The 21748-nt window shown below is 54.6% G+C and carries 24 protein-coding genes and 2 pseudogenes; 15 read left to right on the top strand and 11 right to left on the bottom strand.

The window, feature by feature from the left end; translation table 11 throughout:
• Positions 1–19: 19 nt before the first annotated feature.
• From ACQ86N_RS14090 to ACQ86N_RS14065, 6 genes are all read right to left on the bottom strand, one after another.
• Positions 20–532, bottom strand: coding sequence for an SRPBCC family protein (locus ACQ86N_RS14090; RefSeq protein ID WP_431215692.1), 513 nt, complete (start codon positions 530–532; stop codon positions 20–22).
• Positions 523–1341: an ABC transporter permease gene (locus ACQ86N_RS14085; RefSeq protein WP_431217413.1), complete on the bottom strand. Its 819-nt coding sequence runs from the start codon at positions 1339–1341 to the stop codon at positions 523–525. The genes ACQ86N_RS14090 and ACQ86N_RS14085 overlap by 10 nt, the downstream gene beginning before the upstream one ends.
• Positions 1320–1598 carry a hypothetical protein gene (locus ACQ86N_RS14080; RefSeq protein WP_431215691.1) on the bottom strand — a complete coding sequence of 93 codons (279 nt, stop codon included), beginning with the start codon at positions 1596–1598 and terminating at the stop codon, positions 1320–1322. Before ACQ86N_RS14080 ends, ACQ86N_RS14085 begins: the two co-directional genes overlap by 22 nt.
• A 50-nt stretch (positions 1599–1648) precedes the next feature.
• Complete coding sequence (gene sppA, locus ACQ86N_RS14075; protein ID WP_431217412.1) at positions 1649–2377, bottom strand: signal peptide peptidase SppA; 729 nt, start codon at positions 2375–2377, stop codon at positions 1649–1651.
• Positions 2319–3005, bottom strand: coding sequence for a S49 family peptidase (locus ACQ86N_RS14070; protein WP_431215690.1), 687 nt, complete (start codon positions 3003–3005; stop codon positions 2319–2321). Before ACQ86N_RS14070 ends, sppA begins: the two co-directional genes overlap by 59 nt.
• Positions 3006–3150: 145 nt before the next feature.
• Positions 3151–3402 (bottom strand): hypothetical protein, encoded by a 252-nt coding sequence (locus ACQ86N_RS14065; RefSeq protein WP_431215689.1) that lies wholly within the window; start codon positions 3400–3402, stop codon positions 3151–3153.
• A 59-nt stretch (positions 3403–3461) separates the two neighbouring features.
• Between ACQ86N_RS14065 and folK the strand changes: the two genes are divergently transcribed.
• From folK to ACQ86N_RS14025, 8 genes and pseudogenes are all read left to right on the top strand, one after another.
• Entirely contained in the window at positions 3462–3773 is a 312-nt protein-coding gene (gene folK / locus ACQ86N_RS14060) for a 2-amino-4-hydroxy-6-hydroxymethyldihydropteridine diphosphokinase (protein WP_431215688.1), read from the top strand.
• Positions 3774–3790: 17 nt separating this feature from the next.
• Positions 3791–3946 (top strand): hypothetical protein, encoded by a 156-nt coding sequence (locus tag ACQ86N_RS14055; protein WP_431215687.1) that lies wholly within the window; start codon positions 3791–3793, stop codon positions 3944–3946.
• A gap of 3 nt (positions 3947–3949) precedes the next feature.
• Positions 3950–4582 (top strand): deoxynucleoside kinase, encoded by a 633-nt coding sequence (locus ACQ86N_RS14050; RefSeq protein ID WP_431215686.1) that lies wholly within the window; start codon positions 3950–3952, stop codon positions 4580–4582.
• A pseudogene (locus ACQ86N_RS14045) lies at positions 4548–5039 on the top strand (MFS transporter); the annotation flags it as partial. The gene ACQ86N_RS14050 and the pseudogene ACQ86N_RS14045, both read left to right, overlap by 35 nt.
• Positions 4931–5827 carry an MFS transporter gene (locus tag ACQ86N_RS14040; RefSeq protein ID WP_431215685.1) on the top strand — a complete coding sequence of 299 codons (897 nt, stop codon included), beginning with the start codon at positions 4931–4933 and terminating at the stop codon, positions 5825–5827. The pseudogene ACQ86N_RS14045 and the gene ACQ86N_RS14040, both read left to right, overlap by 109 nt.
• Positions 5828–5935: 108 nt before the next feature.
• A complete protein-coding gene (locus tag ACQ86N_RS14035) occupies positions 5936–7669 on the top strand; it encodes an ABC transporter permease (RefSeq protein ID WP_431215684.1) in 1734 nt (577 codons plus the stop codon).
• Positions 7621–8370 (top strand): ABC transporter permease, encoded by a 750-nt coding sequence (locus ACQ86N_RS14030; protein WP_431215683.1) that lies wholly within the window; start codon positions 7621–7623, stop codon positions 8368–8370. The genes ACQ86N_RS14035 and ACQ86N_RS14030 overlap by 49 nt, the downstream gene beginning before the upstream one ends.
• A gap of 47 nt (positions 8371–8417) precedes the next feature.
• Positions 8418–10850 (top strand): ABC transporter permease, encoded by a 2433-nt coding sequence (locus ACQ86N_RS14025; protein WP_431215682.1) that lies wholly within the window; start codon positions 8418–8420, stop codon positions 10848–10850.
• Between the two features lie 3 nt (positions 10851–10853).
• Here the strand turns inward: ACQ86N_RS14025 and ACQ86N_RS14020 are convergent, their stop codons facing one another.
• A complete protein-coding gene (locus ACQ86N_RS14020; protein ID WP_431217411.1) occupies positions 10854–11138 on the bottom strand; it encodes a YkgJ family cysteine cluster protein in 285 nt (94 codons plus the stop codon).
• Positions 11139–11434: 296 nt separating this feature from the next.
• Between ACQ86N_RS14020 and ACQ86N_RS14015 the strand changes: the two genes are divergently transcribed.
• The 3 genes from ACQ86N_RS14015 to ACQ86N_RS14005 all read left to right on the top strand — a co-directional run bounded on the left by ACQ86N_RS14015 (position 11435) and on the right by ACQ86N_RS14005 (position 15711).
• On the top strand, positions 11435–12313 hold the full coding sequence (locus tag ACQ86N_RS14015) for a sterol desaturase family protein (RefSeq protein WP_431215681.1): 879 nt from the start codon (positions 11435–11437) through the stop codon (positions 12311–12313).
• Positions 12314–12784: 471 nt separating this feature from the next.
• Positions 12785–15145 carry an aminomethyl-transferring glycine dehydrogenase gene (gcvP, locus tag ACQ86N_RS14010; protein WP_431215680.1) on the top strand — a complete coding sequence of 787 codons (2361 nt, stop codon included), beginning with the start codon at positions 12785–12787 and terminating at the stop codon, positions 15143–15145.
• Positions 15142–15711, top strand: coding sequence for a hypothetical protein (locus ACQ86N_RS14005; RefSeq protein WP_431215679.1), 570 nt, complete (start codon positions 15142–15144; stop codon positions 15709–15711). The genes gcvP and ACQ86N_RS14005 overlap by 4 nt, the downstream gene beginning before the upstream one ends.
• A gap of 54 nt (positions 15712–15765) precedes the next feature.
• Here the strand turns inward: ACQ86N_RS14005 and ACQ86N_RS14000 are convergent, their stop codons facing one another.
• Positions 15766–16230, bottom strand: a complete 465-nt coding sequence (locus ACQ86N_RS14000; RefSeq protein WP_431215678.1) for a hypothetical protein — start codon at positions 16228–16230, stop codon at positions 15766–15768.
• A gap of 116 nt (positions 16231–16346) precedes the next feature.
• Here ACQ86N_RS14000 and ACQ86N_RS13995 point away from each other — a divergent pair, with 116 nt between their 5' ends.
• From ACQ86N_RS13995 to ACQ86N_RS13985, 3 genes are read left to right on the top strand one after another with little or no spacing between them, the layout of a single operon-like run.
• Positions 16347–16922, top strand: a complete 576-nt coding sequence (locus ACQ86N_RS13995) for a hypothetical protein (RefSeq protein WP_431215677.1) — start codon at positions 16347–16349, stop codon at positions 16920–16922.
• A complete protein-coding gene (locus tag ACQ86N_RS13990; protein ID WP_431215676.1) occupies positions 16903–17301 on the top strand; it encodes a hypothetical protein in 399 nt (132 codons plus the stop codon). The genes ACQ86N_RS13995 and ACQ86N_RS13990 overlap by 20 nt, the downstream gene beginning before the upstream one ends.
• A 39-nt stretch (positions 17302–17340) precedes the next feature.
• The gene (locus tag ACQ86N_RS13985) at positions 17341–17667 is read left to right on the top strand and encodes a helix-turn-helix domain-containing protein (protein WP_431215675.1); all 327 of its coding nucleotides are present in this window, start codon (positions 17341–17343) and stop codon (positions 17665–17667) included.
• 84 nt (positions 17668–17751) lie between these two features.
• Here ACQ86N_RS13985 and ACQ86N_RS13980 read toward each other — a convergent pair whose 3' ends face one another.
• Positions 17752–18417: a DUF4397 domain-containing protein gene (locus tag ACQ86N_RS13980; protein WP_431215674.1), complete on the bottom strand. Its 666-nt coding sequence runs from the start codon at positions 18415–18417 to the stop codon at positions 17752–17754.
• Between the two features lie 96 nt (positions 18418–18513).
• Positions 18514–19146, bottom strand: a complete 633-nt coding sequence (locus ACQ86N_RS13975; protein ID WP_431215673.1) for a DUF4399 domain-containing protein — start codon at positions 19144–19146, stop codon at positions 18514–18516.
• A 366-nt stretch (positions 19147–19512) separates the two neighbouring features.
• Here ACQ86N_RS13975 and ACQ86N_RS13970 point away from each other — a divergent pair.
• A pseudogene (locus tag ACQ86N_RS13970) lies at positions 19513–20666 on the top strand (lactonase family protein).
• Here ACQ86N_RS13970 and ACQ86N_RS13965 read toward each other — a convergent pair.
• Positions 20663–21730 (bottom strand): dipeptidase, encoded by a 1068-nt coding sequence (locus tag ACQ86N_RS13965; RefSeq protein ID WP_431215672.1) that lies wholly within the window; start codon positions 21728–21730, stop codon positions 20663–20665. The pseudogene ACQ86N_RS13970 and the gene ACQ86N_RS13965 overlap by 4 nt on opposite strands.
• Between the last annotated feature and the right edge of the window lie 18 nt (positions 21731–21748).

Below are 21748 nucleotides of genomic sequence, written 5' to 3'. Positions count from 1 at the left end.
AACAAGTTAACGACTTCTCTCAACAAATTGCTTCAGGCTGTCCAAAGATTCCTCCATGGCGGGTCCGAGTTTCCGATCGTATACAAAAATCCCTAATTTCTCCCAGGGGATACCAGCGAAAATGCAGGTCGAAATACCAGACGACGACACTGCCCGTATTCGATGCACCCACCTGGAAGCCGCCTTCGACCTCCTTTCCACCCTTGAGGCTCCAGTGCAGGGAAACGCCGCCAGAATCCACCGCCGTCTCCCGGACCGTCAGTTCATCGGAGCTGAGCTGCGCGCCCTTTCCGGCGGAGGGCGATGAAATGCGTACATTGGTAAGCGTATTGCCGCCTGCGATCTTGTTCCAGTCCTTCCAGCTATTGAAATCTCCCACAGTGGCGATCACCTTCTCCCCGGGCGCTGAAATATTAACAATGCGGGCTACCCGCAGGTCGGAAGGAATAAAAAAGAAAGACAGGTCAGTACAACAAAAAGAACCAGCAGACTTAATAAGGCAAATTTTAATAATTTCATGTATTACTCCCATTTGAATACTTTCACGGCAATGGCGTAGATGGCGATGCCCCACAGTGTAAGGACACCCAATTGCCGCCAGCAGTCCGTCAAATGCGCGCCTTCGAAGGAAATATTGCGCATGGCTTCGTTCAGCTGTGTCAGCGGGAGCAGGCGGCAGAATTTCTGCAGCCAGTCCGGAAATACGTCTATCCGAAAAAAGGTGCCGCTGAGCAGGAACTGAGGCAGGGTCAGGATATTGGCGAATAAGGGTATCACGCTTTCCGTCTTCGCGAGATTGCTGACGACGAAGCCGGCGCCCATAAAGACGATTAGCCCCCAAAGGCTGAGTATTGCCATTTCCAAAAAAGTAACCCAGCCGTGTACGAGCGTGAACTCAAATCCATATCTTCCGACCAGGATGATGACCACAGCGGCGATCAGTTGGAACAGCACCCTGGCGAGACACTCGCCGAACACGATATGCGCCTTGCTGATCGGCGTGGCAAAGAACCGTTTGAGCACCAGTTGCTGCCGCAAATTGAAGAATAAAAAAGCGGTTCCAAATACAGCGGCGCTCAGCAGTGAAAAACCGAGCATGCCGGGCAGGATGAAGTCGATCATCTTATAGTCGCGTGCGGGCACGGGCGGCAGTTCGTTGACGATAATGGGCTGGTATTGCGTGGGTATTCCCTTCTCTACCGCGACGGCCTGCACCTGCGCCAGCGCCGACCGGAGGATGCGGAACTTGTCCCTGCTGGCGGATGAGGTCTGTGCGTGTACCGTGTACTGCGTAAATCCAACCGGCGACTTTACGGAATCTACATAAAGCGTAGCCGCGATCCTTCCCTTTTCGAGGTCTTCCCTGAGGAGCGTCGTATCTTTTCTTTTTCCAGCTGTACCAGCGGGTTCTTCAGCAGGTTTGCGATCACCGGATCAGTCGTATCCGTGCCCTTCACGAGCGCAAACGATACAGAAGGACCGCTGCCTCCGATGAAGCCAAACACCAAGATAAAGATCAATGGAAAACCAATGCTGAAACCAACTGAAGACGGATTTTTGAACATGGCCTTCATGCTGGCTTTGGTGATCGCCAGCATGGCCACTGGACTGGTTGTACCTGGTAGACATATTATTCGCGAAGATACAGTTATTCGACCGTGAGATCGAAAGGAAGTCTTGTCTGCGTCACGCCAACCATCGCTTTTACTTTTTTGATCAGCATATAGGTGCGATAGCCGTCTTCTCCGACCTCTTCCTTAACGGCTTTCATGCCCGCGGACTTTTTGAAGCCGCCAAGAATCCGGTCGAGAAAGCTTTTGGGTTCCGGCGTTTCGATCAGGCGATAGTCATTTGTCTTAGCCATGCGTGCGGCGCAGTCGATGGCATCCTGCAGGGTGCCGATGCGGTCCACCAGGCCGAGCGAAAGTCCCATCGTTCCGCTCCACACGCGTCCCTGCGCGATGCTGTCGATATACCCGATGTCTTTTTTGCGACCGTCCGAGACGCGCATCTTGAAGTCGTGATAGATGGTGTCGATCTCGTTCTGGACATAGCTGCGTTCGGATGGCGTCAGGGGTTTGGAAACGGAGAGCATGTCTGCTTCGGGCGCCGTCTTAACGGCGTCGAAGGTCACACCCAACTTGTTCTTAAAGAACGACTGCATATTGGGGATGACCGCAAATACGCCGATGCTGCCGGTGATGGTCCCGGGCATTGCGAAGATGCTGTCCGCGTTGCAGGAAAGATAGTATGCGCCCGAGGCCGCGACGTCGCCATAGGAGACGACCACCGGCTTTTCCTTACGGGCAAGGGAGAGTTCACGCCAGATATTCTCGCTGGCCAGCGAGCTGCCGCCGCCTGAATTGATCCGGAGCACGATGGCTTTGACGTCCTTGTCGAAGCGTGCCTTGCGGATCAGCCAGCGATAGGTCTCCGAGCCGATCTCTTCCCGATCGCCTTTTCCGTCCACCAGCTTCTCCTTCCGCATAGATCAGTGTGATCTTGTCTTTTCCGGTCTGTTTATAGCTGACGGCTTTGGCGTATTTGCCGAGGGTAACAAAATTGAGATAGGCGTGTTTGTCTATATTCAGCTTGCTTCTGATCTCGTCCTTTACTTCGTCGTCGTACCGGAGCCCGTCGATCAATTTATAATCGTAGGCGTCCTGCGCACGGCGGATCAGGCTTTGGTTGACGCATTTCCGGAGGGTGCTGGTATCGAGGTTGCGGGCCTGCGCGGTCGTCCACAAAAGACGGTTATAGAAGTCGCCGAGCAGCTCGGTCAGCTGGAGCCGGTTGGCGTCCGTCATTCTGTCTTCCCGCAGGGGTTCGGTCGCGCTTTTGAACTTGCCGGCGTAGAAGATCTGGGGTTCTATCTCCAGTTTTTGCAGGGTACCTTTGAGGTACAGCATCTGGCTGGCAAATCCTTTCCATTCGAGATCGCCCTTGGGATTGCAATAGATCTTGTCGGCGGCCGTAGCCACATAGTAGGCTTTCTGGGTGATCATGTCGCCGTATGCGTATACGAATTTTCCACTTTTTTAAACTCCACGATGGAGTGCCGGATCTCTTCGTTGGAGGCAAACCCGTTGGGGTCGTTATTACATTTGAGATAGATGCCTTTGATGGTAGAGTCTTCCCTGGCGTGGCGGATCAGCCGGACGATATCGTAAATACCGGGTACGTCGTACTGCTCGTCGGATCCCAGATCGGAAAGGGGTTGTCCTGGGTTTGTTCCTTATACGTTTGTCCCAGATCGACCATCAGGACCGCTTTGCCGTCGATATCCGGTTTGGAGGGGGAAAGCAGGCCGCCAACGACGCCGACCAGAATAATAACCGCGATTACGGTGAAAATGATCAGCGCGAGCAATGCCGCAAAAAATGATTTGAAAAAGCCTCTCATGTAAACCTATACTTTATGTTCAAAAATAAAGATATTTGGGCCCCGAAAGTAAGGAATCTATGAACATATCCTATTTATTGATAGGTGGCAATCAGGGAGAAAGGGCGGCTCAATTGGCGCTTGCACGGAAGAAGATCACCGCCGGAGCAGGCCGTCTGCTTCGCGTTTCATCGCTGTACGAGACCGCGGCCTGGGGCAAGACCGACCAGCCCGACTTTTTCAACCAGACTCTGGAGCTGGAAACCCGGCTGGAGCCGACCGAACTCATCGAATCATTGCTGGGGATCGAGCTGGAGATGGGCAGACGAAGAGAAGAGCGCTACGGATCACGGATCATCGATATAGATATACTTTTTTTAATGATGCGATAATACGGCTGCCACAGCTGGTGATACCACACCCGGAGATCCAGAACCGCCGGTTTGCACTGGCGCCGATGGCAGAGATCGCCCCTTTGTTAATACATCCGATCCTCGGGCGGACGATACAACAGCTGCTGGAAGCCTGTACCGACCCGCTCGCGGTGAGAAAACTGGAAATTTGACCCATGAAGTACCACTTTATCACGATAGAAGGCAATATCGGGGCCGGCAAGACGACACTTTCGCATCTGCTGGCGCGGCACTACAACGCCCGGCTCATTCTTGAACAGTTCGCCGACAATCCTTTTCTGCCCAAATTCTACGAGAACCCGGCACAGTACGCGTTCCCCCTGGAGCTGTTCTTCATGGCCGAGCGCTACAAACAGCTCAAAGAGCTGGTGCACACCGGTGACTTGTTCCAGTCGGTGACGATCTCCGACTATCTGTTCACGAAATGCCTGCTCTTTGCAAAAGTGAACCTGCCGGACCAGGAGTTCCTGCTCTATCAGAAATTATTCGACATTATCCATTCCCAGATGATCCAGCCGGATATTCTGATCTATCTTCATGCTCCCGTGAACAAGCTACAGTCCAATATCCGAAAACGCAACCGCAGCTATGAACAGCATATCCCGGATGAATACCTGTACAATATCCAGGAAGCCTATACGCACTATATCCGTCAGTACAATATCCGCACCCTTTTTATAGACGTCAGCAACGCAGATTTCCTGGGCAACGAGGCACATCTCAAGGTCGTCCTCGACGCGCTGGACAAGGACTATGACGAGGGTCAGCATTATTTTACACTTCCTTAATGCATTTATGGCAGATCGTAAGACAGCACTGGAAATATTAAAGATCACCGAGTACCGGAATTTTATCATCGCCCGTTTCTTTTACGTCATGGCGCTTCGCATGGTGACGACGATCATCGGCTGGCGCATTTACGAGATCACCCACAACCCGTTCGCCATCGGGCTGATCGGGCTTTCGGAATTCCTCCCCGCCTTCTGTCTGGCCCTCTATGCAGGGCACGTGATCGACAAGAGCGATAAGCGCGCGCTGCTGCTGACGACGACTACCGCCTATCTTGTCTGCGTTGGCGGGTTGATCACCCTGTCGGTCGGATCCGTGATCCAGTCTCTCGGAAGCCACTGGATCCAGTGGCTGATCTATATGACCATCTTTCTCACCGGAGTGATCAGGGCATTTGCCGGACCGACGATGAATGCCATCGTGGCCCAGATCGTTCCGCGCGAAGAGCTGCCCAGCGCCGTTACCCTCAACTCGAGCGCTTTTCTCACCGCCAGCGTCATCGGACACGCGACGGGGGATTTCTCATCGCGAAAACCAGCTATGTCAATTCCTTTATCGTCGTGGGTATCTACGTTGCTATCGCGCTCTATTTTATGTCGACCATTTCGCCGAAGCAGGTCATGGTCACCAATTCCGAGCGGAGGACATGGGACAGCATACTGGATGGCCTGCGGTTCGTCTGGAGGACCCGCGAAGTGCTCGGCGCGATGGCGCTGGACCTGTTTGCGGTGCTCTTCGGGGGCGCCGTCGCGATGATCCCCGTCTTCGCCCGCGACATCCTGCAGGTCGGCGCCATCGGATTTGGCTGGCTAAACGCTGCGTCCGATATCGGATCGATGACGACTATCGCGATACTGACCCTTCGCCCGCTGCGACACAAGCAGGGGCTGCGGCTGATGTATGTCGTTGCCGGCTTTGGCGCCTGCATCATCCTCTTCGGCCTCTCGCGCTGGTACCTGCTTTCCTTTCTGGCGCTGCTGGCCAGCGGGCTACTGGATGGAGTAAGCGTCGTGATCAGGGGGACCATCCTCCAGCTGAAAACGCCGGACGAAATGCGGGGTCGCGTATCCGCCGTCAATTCGATGTTCATCAATTCGAGCAACGAGCTGGGACAGTTCGAGAGCGGTGTGATGGCCAGGCTGATGGGGGTTGTACCTTCCGTCGTTGTCGGCGGTTGTATGACCATCGGTATTGTGGTCGCCACCTGGTTCAGAGCGCCGAGCCTGCGCGAGATGGAGTACTAAATCGCACAGCAGCGTATCAAAAGCGAACAGTCTTTCCGGAGCCATTTTCGTCAACACGGTGATCATCAGCCATTTACCAAAAAGGCATTTTATTAGCACCACCAGGCTATGCTAAAGAGTTATCTCAGGACTGCCGCTCGCAGCCTTTGGAAGAACAAGGCCTTTTCCGCCATCAATATCATCGGTCTGGCCGCCGGACTGGCGGTTTGTCTGCTGATCACACTCTATGTAGTGGACGAGACCAGCTATGACCAATACAATATCAATGCCGACCGCATCTACCGGCTGCACGCGGATATCTATTTCAACAATACCCAGTTCAGCGCGGCCACCTCTCCCCGACCGCTCGGACCGGCCCTGATGAAAGACAACCCGCAGGTCGAACAAATGACCCGGGTCGTCGCGCAGAGCAGCATTCTGGTAAAAAAAGGCAATGAAAATATTCAGGACCGGCAGGCCGCCTATGTGGACTCCAGTTTTTTCAACATGTTCACCGTCGTCCCCATACAGGGCGATCTGAGGACGGCGCTCGACGCGCCCAACGCCATCGTCATCGACGAGACCACGGCAAGAAAATATTTCAACGGCACCGAAGTTGCGGGACAAACCCTCTATGTCGACAATACGACGCCGTGTAAAGTTACGGCGGTGATAAAGGACCTGCCCGGGGCGTCCCATTTTCATTTCCATTTCCTGCGGCCCATCCGGGATGCCTACCAGGGCGCCAAAGACGACTGGCTGACCAATTACACCTGCACCTATATCCTGGCGAGACCCGGCGTCGACCGGGCCACCCTGCAGGCGCATGTCGACCAGACGACCCATACTTATCTGTACAGGCAGCTGGAAGGGCTCCTGCATGTTTCTGCCACTGACATGCAGAAGACGGGATCCCATTTCAGGTACAACCTGATGCCGCTGCGGGATATTCACCTTCATTCAGATCTGACCTTCGAGATAGAGGCCAATGGCAACAGCAGCTACGTATATAGTTTTGGAGTCATCGCTGCCCTGATCCTCCTGATCGCCTGCGTGAACTTCATGAATCTATCGACCGCGCGCAGTGCCAACCGGGCAAAGGAAGTCGGGATCAGGAAAGTGGCCGGTTCTTCGAAAGGCAACCTCGTCATCCAGTTCCTCACCGAATCGACCCTTCTGAGCCTGGTGGCGATGCTCCTCGCATTTGCCCTGACCGTGCTGCTGCTGCCGGTGTTCGATCAGCTGGCGGGCAAACAGCTGCAGGCAAACACCCTGTGGTCGCCCCGTTTCCTTGGCGTTTCGATCGGACTCGTGGTTCTTGTCGGTTTTCTTGCCGGCAGCTATCCGGCACTTTATCTGTCGTCTTTTCAGCCCATCCAGGTATTAAAAAGCAGGATCGCCGCCGGATTTAAAAGCAGCCGGCTTCGCAGCGTGCTCGTCGTATTCCAGTTCAGCATTTCGATCGTACTGATCATCGGCACCATGGTTATTTACAACCAGCTGAACTATATCCGCAACAGGAATACGGGTTATACGCGCGAACAGGTGCTGGTCCTGCACGACGCCTATCACCTGGGCAACAATATAAAAGCGTTCCGCCAGCAGCTGCTCCAGCTATCGGGTATTGGAAACGCTACAATTACCGGAGGTCTGCCCACTTCCGGGCCGGGCAGTCTTAATCAGATGGGCTGGTTCAGGGACGCATCCATGGACGCCAAAAGAGGGGTCATTCTCACGAGCCTCCGCGTGGACGAGCGCTACATCCCCACCCTAAAATGCAGCTGGCGCAGGGCCGAAATTTTTCGAAGGATTTTTTGTCGGACAGTTCCGCCGTTATCATCAACGAGTCGGCTGCGAGGCTGATGGGGATAAAGGACCCGCTGAGCATGCAGCTCTATCGCCCCGACTATGAGAACGCCAACCTGATCCACACCTTCACCTACCACGTCGTCGGCGTGGTAAAGGATTTCAATTTCAGCACGATGCACGAAAAGATAGGCCCGCTCATCATGCAGCTTGCGGACGACTGGAACGATATCGCGGTTGCCGTCAATCCCGGGAATGTTTCATCGGCGATACAGCAGGTCGAAGATCAATGGCGGCGCATGGCGCCGGGCATGCCGTTCAGCTATACGTTCATGGACAGCGATTTTGACAGGCTGTATCACGCAGATCAGCAGACAGGCCGGCTGTTTATCAGTTTTGCCGTTTTTGCGATCCTGATCGCCTGTCTCGGCCTGTTCGGGCTGGTGACATTTGCGGCAGAACAGCGGACGAAAGAGATCGGCATCCGCAAACTGCTGGGAGCCCGGGTCGGAGCCATCGTGGTGTTGCTGTCGCGCGACTTTACGCGGCTGGTCCTGATCGCCTCGCTCATCGCCTTCCCGCTGGCCTGGTGGGCGATGAATAAATGGCTGGAAAGCTTTGCCTACAGGGTGTCCATCGGCTGGTGGGTCTTTCTCATCGCCGGTGTGCTCGCGTTTGGGATCGCCCTGCTGACGGTCAGCATCCAGACCATCCGTGCCGCGCTGGCCAATCCCGTAAAAAGCCTGAAAACGGAGTAACCTATTTCCTGACCGATACGTCTTAATACCCATACAACCTAACCTGCATGTTAAAGAACTATCTCAGGACAGCCCTGCGCAGTCTTTGGAAGAACAAGGCTTTTACCGCCATTAATATCGCGGGGCTGGCGGCTGGTCTCGCCGTTTGCCTGCTGATCGTGCTATATGTCTCCGACGAGCTCAGCTATGACCGCTATAACCCCAATGCGGACCGCACTTACAGGCTGGACGCGGACATCTATTTCAACAACACCCAGTTCAGTTCGGCCGCATCGCCCAAGCCGATGGCGCCGGCGCTGGTCAAGGACTATCCGCAGGTAGAGCAGATGGTCAGGGTCCTTTCCGACGGCAATATTCTCGTGCGAAAGGGTAACGACAATATCCAGGACCACAAGGCGGCATATGCCGATTCTACTTTCTTTAAGGTCTTCCCTCTCCCGATGCTTTATGGCGACCCCGCCACGGCCCTCGACGAGCCGCACTCGATCGTGATCGACGAATCTGCCGCCCTCCGTTATTTCAACAGCAGCGACGTACTGGGCAAGACCCTTTACGTCAACAATACCACGACCTGCAAGGTGACCGGGGTCATAAAAGACATCCCCCGCCAGTCGCATTTCCATTTCGCTTTTATCCGGCCATTACGCGATCTGAGTTTTCAGGACGATCTGCAGGACTGGCTCAGCAACAACTGCCAGAGCTATGTCCTGCTAAAGCCGGGTGTGACGAAGGAGTTTTTACAAAAGAGCGTGGACCAGACCGTCAATACCTATCTCAACCGCCAGCTGGAAGCCACGCTGCATACCAGCGTCCACGCGATGAACAGCAATGGCGGCCATATTAAATACCACGTGACCGCCGTGCCGGAGATCCACCTGCATTCCAACCTGTCCTACGAGATCGAGCCCAACGGAAATATCAGCTATGTCTATATCTTCTCCGTCATCGCGGCGCTGATCCTGCTGATCGCCTGCGTCAACTTCATGAACCTGGCGACGGCGCGCAGCGCCAACCGCGCGAAGGAAGTTGGCATAAGAAAGGTGGCGGGCTCATCGAAAGGAAATCTGATCGTCCAGTTTCTCGTCGAGTCCATCCTACTCAGTTTTATCGCGCTGGCGCTGGCCGTCGGCATCGCAGCGCTGCTGCTCCCCATATTTGACCAGCTGGCCGGAAAGGCGATCACCACCGGAACGCTTTTCTCTCCCCGTCTGCTGCTGACGGCGGTCGCGCTCGTCTTCATCGTCGGATTCATCGCGGGCAGCTATCCGGCTTTTTATCTTTCTTCCTTTCAGCCGATAAAAGTGCTGAAGGGAAGCCTGTCTACGGGCTTCAAGAATAGCTGGCTTCGCAGCAGCCTCGTCGTCTTCCAGTTCAGCATTTCCATCACACTGATCATCGGCACGATCGTCATCTACAACCAGCTGGACTATATCCGCAACAGACAGATCGGTTACAACCGTGACCAGGTGCTGGTCCTCCACAATACCGGCAATATGGGGGACAAGATAAAGACCTTCCGGCAGCAGCTGCTGCAGCTGTCCGGCGTGCGCAACGCCACGATCACCGGCAACCTGCCTACCGCCGACCCCTCCGGTTTCAACCAGCAGGGCTGGTTCCGTGACCCCTCTTTTGACGCCAAACGCGTGATCATCTTCACGACCTTCTATGTGGACGAAAGATATATCCCCACGCTGGGAATGCAGGTGCTGAAAGGGAGGAATTTTTCCGAAGAATTCAAATCCGACAGCTCGGGGATCATTCTGAACGAATCGGCGGCGGCGCTTCTGGGGGTAAAGGACCCGGTGAATATGCAGCTCTACCGGCCAGGCAACAACGAAATGACGAAAGTCCTTCCCTACCACGTAGTGGGTGTTGTAAAGGATTTTAACTTCAGTACGATGCACGACAAGGTCGGTCCGCTCATCATCACGCGCGGCGAGCACTGGGGAAATATCGCGCTGTCTGTCAGCACGCACGACCTCCCCTCCCTCGTCGGCCAGATAGAAACGAAATGGAAGACGGTGTCCCCGGGCATTCCGTTCCACTATTCCTTTATGGACAATGATTTCAATAATCTCTATACCTCCGAGCAGCAGACGGGCAAATTGTTTGTCACCTTTGCCGTTTTTGCGATCCTGATCGCCTGCCTCGGCCTGTTCGGTCTGGTGACCTATGCGGCGGAGCAGCGGACAAAGGAGATCGGGATCCGGAAAGTACTGGGGGCAAGGGTCGGCACGATCGTCGTGCTGCTCTCCCGCGATTTTACGCGGCTGGTCCTTATTTCTTCGGTCATTTCGTTCCCTCTTGCCTGGTGGGCGATGAATCAATGGCTCGGGAGTTTTGCCTATCGCGTGTCTATTGGCTGGTGGGTCTTTCTCATCGCCGGCGCGCTCGCGCTCGGGATCGCGCTGCTGACGGTGAGCGTTCAGACGATCCGCGCCGCGCTGGCGAATCCGGTGAAGAGTTTAAAAACGGAGTGACGACTACTTATCCGCCGCGATCAGTCTTTCGAGAACAAAATAAACGATCGGACAAAACGTCGAGTTCTTCTGCGTGACGGCGGGCCGGCGGACAAGGACGTCTTCGTCGGTATAGGGGAAGCGCTCGCAGTCGGAGGGACGCACTTCATAGATGCTGCAGTAGTTGTCCGCGCCGAGAAAGGGGCAGGGCGTCGACCTGACCACATAGTCTCCGTCGGCGTCGAGGCGGAGGTAGCGTTCGATGAACTCGCTCTCTCTCAATTTGAGGTGACGGGAAATGCGTTTGATGTCCGGGGTTTTAAAACGGGGGGAGTAGTTCTTGCAGCAATTCGCGCATTTCAGGCAGTCGATCTTTTCGAATGCTTCTTCGTGGAGTTCCGGCAGCTGGTCGAGAACGCGGTTGCGCTGGGCGGGTTTGGCGGCCTTTTCGAGGAAGCGGCGGTATTCTTTTTGGCGGTCGCCCGACTTTTTTCCCAGTTATGCAACAAATCACTCATATCTAAATAATTCCTCGTAGGGGGAGCACATTATCACCTGATTAACAATAGCAAGGTACAACAATCCGTTAATTGCTTTATTTTTATATGGTGGAAAGCCTCAGAGAAACAATCCTAATCCTCGTAAGTAGCCCGATATACCTGATCATTATAGGGCTGGAAGTATTTTTAAGTAACTACAAGCACAGGGACCATCATCATGGCCGCTCCGGTCCGCGTATCAGGACCTATACCTGGCGGAATACCCTGACCAATTGCTACCTGATGCTGCTCAATGGCGGCATCGACCTGCTCCTGAGGGGCTTTTATATCCTGGTCCTGAGCGTCTGCTACAGACACCACTGGATATCGATCACCAATGTATTTTCGTATTGGTTCCTGCTGCTGCTGGCGGAAGACTTCCTTTATTACTGGCTGCACCGCTGGGATCATGAGATCCGATTGTTCTGGGCGGTACACGTCACGCACCATTCCTCGGAGCATATGAATTTCACGGTCGGTTTCCGGTCGTCGGTCTTCCAGCCGCTGTACCGCTTCGTCTATTTTATTCCGCTTGCGCTGCTTGGGTTCAAGCCGCTGGACATCATATTTATATATTCGGCCACGCAGATCTGGGGCATTTTTGTGCATACCGAGCTGATCGGCAAGATGGGATGGCTGGAGTACATCCTTGTCACCCCTTCTCATCACCGGGTACACCACGCGTCCAATCCGCGCTATCTCGACAAGAATATGGGCATGTTCCTGATCATCTGGGACCAGTTGTTCGGGACTTTTCAACCAGAGCTCGGGCCGGAAGAGTATCAGCCCACCAGATATGGACTGACGAAGCCTCTTGAAAGTTCGGGCCCGGTCAATATCATCTTTCACGAATGGAAAGCCATCGGCGACGATCTCGTCCGGAAGGATATCGGGTGGAGGGAGAAGCTGGAACTATGTATTTGGCCCTCCCGGCTGGAGTCATGACGGCAGCCGGCTGACCAGCGAGCAAATGCGCGAGGCTGAAGCGCTTGGATCACTGGATTTTGCGCCGGATCCTCAATTTTAATTTCCTTTTAATATGTCCCATTCCCGTTGTTTGGGTTTGCCTGGTATTTTTGTATCAGCAATTCATTCCTGCTTACGCACGAAGAATAGTTTAGCATTCAATTTTTAGGGTTTAGGGGTTTTTAATCGAAAAAAGGCCAGTCCCAATTTGTCAAAGTAGGGACGGCCTTTTTTCATTTTAGTCACACCTACTCCACAAGGCAGCCTTTTTGCACTAATTATCCTTACTTAATTGTAACTTTGCACCTTCCAAAACTGGACGGAGTCCAGTTCGTGTACGAGGCCCCGAAGGCCGAAGTACAGAGTTATTTGTGGTGTTGTGGTAAAAAATTATTTTTTCGGTAATTTTTTTGCCACAATTTAAATGCAAACGGTCAACCCTCCTCTAATATGAATCTATTCGAACAACAGGCGAATGAATTTGCGGGCCGTCACATCGGTCCCAATGAAAAAGAAACGGCGAACATGCTGAAAACCATCGGAGTAGACTCTCTCGATGAGCTGATCGACCGGACGATTCCGGCGTCGATACGCAGTAGAAAAAAATTGAATATCTCCGCAGCCATGAGCGAGTATCAGTACCTCGGCTCGCTGCGTCAGGTAGCGGCCCGGAACAAGGTATTCAAGTCTTATATCGGGCAGGGCTACTACGACACGATCGTTCCCAGCGTCATCCTTCGCAACGTATTTGAGAACCCGGGCTGGTATACACAGTATACCCCCTACCAGGCGGAGATCGCCCAGGGCCGGCTCGAAAGCCTTCTGAACTTCCAGACCATGGTATCCGACCTGACGGGGCTTCCCCTGGCCAATGCCTCTTTGCTGGACGAAGGCACCGCGGCAGCGGAAGCCATGACGATGTTCTTCAACCTGAAGAACAGGGACCACGACCACGTAACCACGCCAAAATTCTTTGTCGATACCAATATATTCGCGCAGACGAAAGACATCCTGCTAACCCGGGCGCAGCCGATCGGCATCGAGCTCGTGACGGGAGACTTCCGGAAAGCGTCACTCGACGCATCTTATTTTGGCGCCATCGTTCAATACCCCGACAGCAACGGAGCGATCCATGACTACCGCCAGTTCATCCAGCAGGCACATACGGCCGGTGCATACGTGGTGATGGCTACCGACCTGCTCGCGCTGACCCTGCTGACGCCTCCGGGCGAGCTGGGGGCGGACGTTGCCGTGGGCTCTACGCAGCGTCTGGGCGTACCGATGGGGTTTGGCGGACCGCACGCCGCCTTCTTCAGTGCAAAAGACGATTTCAAACGCAGCATACCGGGCCGGATCATCGGCGTCAGTGTCGACGCCCAGGGCAACCGCGCGCTTCGGATGGCTCTGCAGACCCGGGAGCAGCATATCAAAAGGGAAAAAGCCACGTCCAATATCTGTACCGCGCAGGCGCTGCTGGCAAATATGTCGGCTATGTATGCGGTATTTCATGGTCCCGAAGGGCTCACCAATATCGCCAAACGCGTCAGCCTGCTGACCCGTACCCTTGCCGGCGAACTGGAAGCGCTCGGGTTCACCAACAGCAACGAATCCTATTTCGATACTGTCCGCATCGCCGTAAAGAATACAGATACATTACGGCAATTGGCCGAAGCCCGGCAAATAAACTTCTACTATTCGGGTGGCTCCGTTGGCATCACGCTCGACGAGACAAAGTCGCAGGAAGACGTGGTCAATATTCTGGCTGTCTTTGGAGAACTGGCGGGCACCGATGTGGTGAGTGCTACTTTCGACATGGACGACAGACTGACCAATATTCCGTCTTCCGTCACCCGTACCTCGGAATTCCTGACGCATCCCGTATTCAACAGCTATCACAGCGAGACCAAGATGATGCGTTATCTGAGAAGTCTCGAGGTGAAGGACCTGTCTTTGAATACGTCCATGATCTCTCTGGGATCGTGTACGATGAAGCTGAATGCCGCAACCGAGCTGATACCGGTGAGCTGGCCTGAGTTTGGCGGGCTCCATCCGTTCGCACCGGCGGACCAGTGGAAGGGATACCGCCAGATCTTGACGGAGCTGGAAAATTCGCTGAGCGAGATCACCGGCTTTGCGGCTACCTCGCTGCAGCCCAATAGCGGCGCCAATGGTGAATACGCCGGCCTGATGACCATCCGCGCTTACCATGCAGCCAATAACGGCGGACACCGCGACGTCATGCTGATCCCGATATCCGCCCATGGCACCAACCCTGCGAGCGCGGTGATGGCGGGAATGAAGGTCGTAGTGGTCAAGAGCGACGAAGACGGTCATATCGATATCGAAGACCTGAAGGCAAAAGCGGTCCAGTACAAGGACCAGCTGGCGGGTCTGATGGTGACCTATCCTTCCACACACGGCGTATTCGAAGAAAGCATAAAGGATATCTGCAAGGCCATCCATGACAACGGCGGCCTGGTCTATATGGACGGCGCCAATATGAACGCCCAGGTAGGGCTGACGAGTCCCGGACTGATCGGTGCGGACGTCTGCCATCTCAACCTGCACAAGACCTTTGCCATCCCGCATGGCGGCGGTGGTCCCGGCATGGGGCCCATCTGCGTCAACGAAAAGCTGAAGCCCTATCTGCCCAGCCACGTCCACTCTGCGGACGTCGAAGTAAGAGCCTCCAGCAATGGCAAGGCGGCAACGGGGACACAGGGACATGCCGTTTCGGCTGCGCCTTTTGGTTCGGCCAGCATCCTGCTCATCAGCTATGCCTATATCAAGATGCTGGGCGCCGAGGGGTGACCAATGCAACGCGGTACGCCATCCTGAACGCCAATTACATGAAGGCGAGACTGGAGAAGAAATACAAGATCCTCTATAGCGGCGCCAACGGCACCTGCGCCCATGAGTTCATCGTCGACCTGCGCCCCTTCAAGGCGAGCGCCGGTATCGAAGCCGAAGACGTGGCCAAGCGCCTGATGGATTACGGCTTCCACGCCCCCACCCTCAGCTTCCCTGTCCCCGGAACGATCATGATCGAGCCAACGGAAAGCGAGGACAAGGCCGAGCTGGACCGTTTTTGCGACGCGCTCCTGAGCATCTATGAAGAGATCCAGGCTATCGGGGACGGCAAGGCCGACAAGAACGACAATGCGCTGAAGAATGCGCCCCATACACAGCACGTCATCTGCGCCGACGAATGGAAGCACGCTTACTCCCGGAATCAGGCGGCTTTCCCGCTGCCCTATGTAAAGGACAATAAGTTCTGGCCCAGCGTCGCGCGGGTAAACAATACCGTTGGAGACAGGAATCTTATCTGCACGTGTGAGCCGGTCAGCTCCTATGCGGAAGAGGCCGTCGCCAATTAAGAGTTGGCGCCAACTACATAATGAAGAGCCCCGGACCAAACCGGGGCTTTTATATTAGATCCAACCCATTTTCTTATAGGCATTATACCCGATGCGAAGTGCCTCTTCGATCTGCGCCAGCAGCGGCGGGTCCGTGTTTTTGATATGAAAACAGGCTTTGCCCTTCAGCGTTTTCAGCAATTCCGGTTGCAGCTGCCGCCGGACGGGTTCATTCATATACACCGGCATATAGTAGAATCCTACATAGCCTTTCTGGATCAGCATGCTGACGAACCATAGCTCGTTCCGTTTGCGACCCTGGATGACAACGGGCTTGTTGGTGATGAGCGCGATCTGGCCGTCTGTCCCTCCTTTGAGCACCAGCGAGTCCTTTGCGTAGGGGATCATTAGTTTTTTGATCTCGTCGAAGACGAGGGTTAGCGCGGGTTGGCCGGCCGATTTGTCGGAATATTTGATCCCGAGGCCCTGGTCCGTGGTCGCGGAGGCTTTCGGTTTCGAAACCCTGGATGTTTTAGCCATAGTCAGGAGTGTTCCCTAAATTTCGGAAAAATTTTCGCTTGTTAACCTGGCCTTTTCACCGATTTTGTTCGGAAGATTGGCCAGGCGTCCGGAAATTTGGGATAAATATTCCGCGGATGAAAATTCCCCTTCTCCCTTCAGGAAAATGGATAATGGCGCTTGTTACGTGCAGCATTTTTGCAAGCTGCGGCCACAAGCTCGCCCCACTGGGCCACTACCAGAGTACGCCCGTCGTTGCAGACGGCCAGCTCAACGACTGGAAGCAGCCGCTGCGTTTCAACTATCCCAACTATCCGATCCAGTACAATATCACCAGCGATGACAAAGCCCTGTATATCTGCGTTGCCACCGGCGACGAAGAGACCCAGTTGCGAATGCTGCGGTCGGGGTTGACGATCTGGCTCGACCCTAAAGGAGAAAAGAACAAGACCATCGGGCTGTTCTTTCCTATCCGGAAACAGCCCGAGCCCGGGCAAAACCGCAGTCGCGGCAGCTATGCGGACGGCAAGTGGCGACTATGCAGGCCGTGTCGGAACGGGCGGCGGCAGGGCTGTCAACACAGGAACCAGAAAAGCAGAGCTGTTGCTGCAATCCAACTACTACAATACCTCGGGCTTTCTGAATATGGAGAACGGGCAGTTCGGCATAACCGATACCAGCAGTCCCATCCGGTTGGCGATAAAGAACGATGACCGGGACAGCCTGCTCGTCTATGAGGTCGTTATCCCTCTCCGGAATCTGCTCGGTCCCAAATGGATGGCAAAGGCCGCCAAGAACCGGTTCAGCATCAACCTGGCGCTCAACTCCACGCCCGGCACGGGCGGCGGCTACCGCGGCGGAAGACCCGGAGGGGGAGTCATCGGTATACGGGGCCCGGGAGGCATGCGGGGAACGGGTGGAGGCCGCCGGTACGGCGGAGGAGGGGCTCCAACCCAGGACAAAAGGAAGAAGACAGCTGGTACAGCTGCAGGCTGCCGCTGGTGCAGGGTTCCCGCTGACAAAATAGCCGTTCCCTACATCCAAAACGCCCGAAATTTCGTATATTATAGTTCATCCCTTTTACAACGATAGTCGCCAATCCTATTTTCCACTTTAATTGTGTGACTATCTATGTACAGAACCTTGCAGACACAGGCCATCCAGCAGGTCGAACGGCGGCTGGTGCAGAGCCTCGAAGACATGTTGCCCTCACAGAAACAGCTGGCGAAGGAATTTGCACTCAGTGAGTCCACGCTGAAAAGACATTTCAAGGCGATTTACGGGACGACCATGTACGACTATTACCTGGAAAAGAAGATGGCGCTGGCCCGATGGCTGCTTCAGGAGAGAAAGATCAGCGTTTCGGAAACGGCCTACCGCCTCGGCTATGAGAAAGTCAGCGCATTCATCAGCACGTTCAAAAAATATCAAAAAGTTCTCCCCGGCTCGCTGAAATAAGACCCGGGGCAGGCAAATGCCCCTGACACCACATAAAAAAAGGGCCCCAATCAACAGGGGCCCCTTCTCTTTTTTCCGATATAATCAATATGAAGCTGGCAAAAGATTGAGCTTATAGCTTCCCTTCACACCCGTGAGGAAGATGGTGTATACGTTACCGCCCATCAGGTTCTGGTTGGACAGGCTGGTCAGGGTCGTATCGCCGGAAGCCGTGACGCCTTTTACGACAAAGCTATAGGTATTGGGCGCCGTTGAAATAAAAGTATTGTAGTTGGAATTGTAGGCGTTGTCGCCGGTAGTACGATGGGTATAGACGGGCTGTGTACCATCGTTCAGATAAAAATTGACGTTTGGAGCGTCGGGGCTCAGGTTGAAAAACCGGTAGTTCGCATTCGTGGTTGAGATGCTCGTAAAATCATCGTGGATCAGCGTGGACTGAACGGCATGCGTCGTATCGTTGTACATGATCAGCGTGTAGAAGTTCAGGGTATCCAGGCGCTGGGGACCTCCCGGAATTCCGGTAAGGCTGTCTGTGGTGCCGGTCTTTGTGAATTTGATGGAATAAGATCCCGGCTGAAGGGCGCCGTATTTCAGGGAAAAGCTGCCGGAAGCGATCCCGCCGCTGCTGGTAGCGAGCTGTCCGTTCAGGTAGACGTCGGCCGCGGGTGAATAGGGGGCCACATTCATCAGAGAGACATAGGTTACAGGACTGACACTATAGGTAGACCCGGTCTTTGCGCATCCGGCCAACCCAATTGCTGAAACAACAAAAATACTGATTCCCCAAAAAAATGCTTCGTTGTAGTTCTCATGATTTTATTCATTTTTTTGCCTGATTAAAGGCGATCAACATTGGTTCTCTTCCCCCTTGACAACACTTACGCATGTTTCGTTGCGCGGGTTGCCCTGGCAAAAGAAGAAGGCCAGCCCCCGGCAACGCCGAAAGCTGGCCATCCTGACGAAGAACACTATTTTACGGTGACGTTGATCGAAGCTGGCCAGTTGGGCGCCATAGCTGCGATGGATCCCATCGGCGAACTGCAGGGTGAGCCTGTGCTTACCGGGCGACAGGGGGACTTCGGCGGTAGACTGGGCCTTGCCAAAGTGCAGGTGGGTGGAATCCTTGGGAACGGCGAGACCAGCGGGAATCGAATCCCCTGCGTCGATCAGCAGGTGATGGTGTCCCGACCCGGCGACGATAGCGCCGGCCGTATCGAGCTTGAGGCCTTCCAGACCCATTTCCACCTTGACGGGCGATTTAACCGTCTCACCGTCCTTCAGGTTCTTAAAGAAAACCTTTGCACCGGCGGGTACCGCGGGCAGCGGCGTGCCGGTCTGGGAAGCATCGGCCATATGAGACATACCCGAATCCTTTGGGGCGGCAGCAACACTATCGGCGGAAGCAGCCTTGTCGCCTGCGTTGTTACAGGCGGCCATTGCTAACAGTAAAGCAGCTGGAAGTAAATGGAACTTGCGCATGTGAAGTAATTTTTTAGAGCGTAAATGTACAAAAAAACCCCATCAGCAGGACTGCCGACGGGGTTAATGAATTCACTGCAAGATTGGACGTTTCTCACAGCAGAGCCCTAAACAGGACGGACATTGGATGGGGCCTTCAACGGAATTGGACATTTAGAACGGTTGGTTTCACGGATACGGACCATTCATTCATTCACTGCAGCAAAGTTCCGTAAAGGGGTATGACTACAAATTTTTGGTATGAACAATTGATTACTTTTTGTGATTATCTTAATTCTTTGTAATCGTATTTACTTAGGCTTCGGTAAATACTATGATGAAAATTAGAAAGTATACGTGTTTATTTTTCGTAAGTTTACAGACTATATGCGTAAACACATTCCCTCCCGTCTGATGGGCCTACTTGCTGCGGCACTTCTGTTCTCCCTTACGGGTCATTCACAACAGTACTATCTCTTTGTCGGGACCTATACCGAGGGCGGGTTTAAGAATGGCGAGAGCAAAGGAATCTACGTATATAAGTTCGACGGTGCCACGGGCGACATGACGGCGGTGAGTAGCCAGGCTGCGGACAATCCTTCCTACCTGGCGATCGCGCCGGGGGGAAATTTCTTTATTCTGTCAATGAAACGGACGGCGCCAAACCGGGTGGTGTAAGCGCTTTTTCATTCGACAAAAAGACCGGTCAGCTAAAGCTGATCAATCAGCAGGCCAGCGGCGGAGACGACCCCTGCTATATCGCGGTCGATGCCCACCGGAAATGGGCGCTGGTGGCCAACTACAACGGAGGCAATTTCTCGGCCCTCCCTATTGCTGCCGACGGCTCGCTCGGCGCCCGTACGCAGACCATCCAGCACACGGGCAGCGGTGCGAACAAAGCCCGCCAGGAAAAAGCGCACGTCCATTCGACCATACTTTCTCCCGACGAAAAATACCTGCTGGTCTGCGACCTGGGCATGGACAAGATATCGGTCGAACGATTCAACTATCTCGCCGCCAGGCAGCCGCTGACACCGGCCGCAGATTCCATTGTCGGTGTCGAGCCCGGAGCCGGCCCCCGTCACACCAGTTTTTATCCCGGCAAGCCGTACGTGTATTGTGTCAATGAATTGGCGGGCACCGTGGACGCTTTTCATTATTCCGGTGGCAAGCTCCACCAGATGCAGTGCATCTCCTCTCACCCCGCCGGCTTTACCGGCAATATCGGCAGCGCCGATATCCATATTTCACCCAACGGAAAATTCCTCTATGCCTCGAACCGCGGAGACGCCAACAGCATCGCCGTTTATTCGATCGACCCGGCGACGGGCAAGCTCACACTGAAGGGCTTTCAGGCGACGGGAAAGGGACCGCGCAATTTTATGATCGATCCCAGCGGTCGCTGGCTGCTGGTTGCCGCACAGAACGGCAAGAATGTCGTGGTGTTTAAGATCGATCCGAAGACGGGTCTGCTGACGGACAGCGGCAAAAAGATCGAACTACCCGCTCCGGTATGTCTGAAGATGACGTCTGTTAACTAGCCCCAGGCTTTTCTCAAAAAACGAAGCCAGTTGCCGTGGAGAATATTCTCTATGTCGGCAGGCCCATACCCGCGTCTAGCCAGCAGACCCGACATATTCGAAAGGTCGGCGATCGTCTCGAGGTCATACGGACACTGCTCCTTTCCGAATGCGCCGTCGAGATCGGTGCCCATCCCGACGTGAAGGCTGTTGCCGGCCAGCTGACAGATGTGGTCGAGGTGGTCGACGACCTTCTCCAGGCTGCAGCCCATCGCCAACGGAGTCGACTGCCCTCTTATCCAGCCTGGGACCATCATCCACGCGTCCAGCGCTCCGCCGATAACCGCCCCTTTGGCGACCAGAGCCCGGATCATATCGTCGCTGAACTGTCTGTTGTGGTCGACCAGGGCCCTGCAGTTGTTGTGACTGGCCCATACCGGTCCGCTATAGAGATCCATGGCGTCCCAGAAGGCGTCGTCGCAGAGATGCGTCGCGTCGAGTATAAAGCCGAGCTCGTCCATTTTCCGCAGCAATGCTTTTCCGTCCGGGCTGAGCCTGCCGGTGCTGTCGGTGCCGTTGGCATAGCGACCGGGCCCATAGTGCGCGGGACCGACGGCGCGAAGACCATACTCCCATGCGCGGTGCAGGTAGTCCGGCGTCACGATCGAGTCGGCGCCCTCGAGGCTGAGTATATATCCAACCGGAAGGCCGGCCGTCTTTGGACCCGTCCACAACGCAATATGTTTCTCCAGCGAAGGCAGGTCGCGGACCATTACCATTTCCCCTGCCTCTTCCATGGCTTTGTACCAGGCCAGCTGGCCCTGCGTCTGCGACCAGGCCTGCCAGGAAGAATGCCAGCCGGGCAGCGGATTGTCCGGCGCGACATAGCGGGCGATCTGCGTAGCCACAACGAGTCCGATACCGCCCTTACGAAGTTCGGGCAGAGAAACGGTGCCTTTGGCCCTGTCCGGCTTGTCATGAAGTCCTTTTTCGCGCGAACGGATATCGGCCACGGATAGCCGCAGATCGCGGTTCCATTCCATGGCGTTCATGCTGAGATCCAAATGTGCGTCTATGATAAACATGGTTGTTCTTTGTTGTTG

Source organism: Puia sp. P3 (genome assembly GCF_050632245.1).
Taxonomy (GTDB): Bacteria; Bacteroidota; Bacteroidia; order Chitinophagales; family Chitinophagaceae; genus Puia.
Note: the sequence above shows the minus strand (reverse complement) of the source record. Positions and strands in the feature narration are given on the sequence as shown.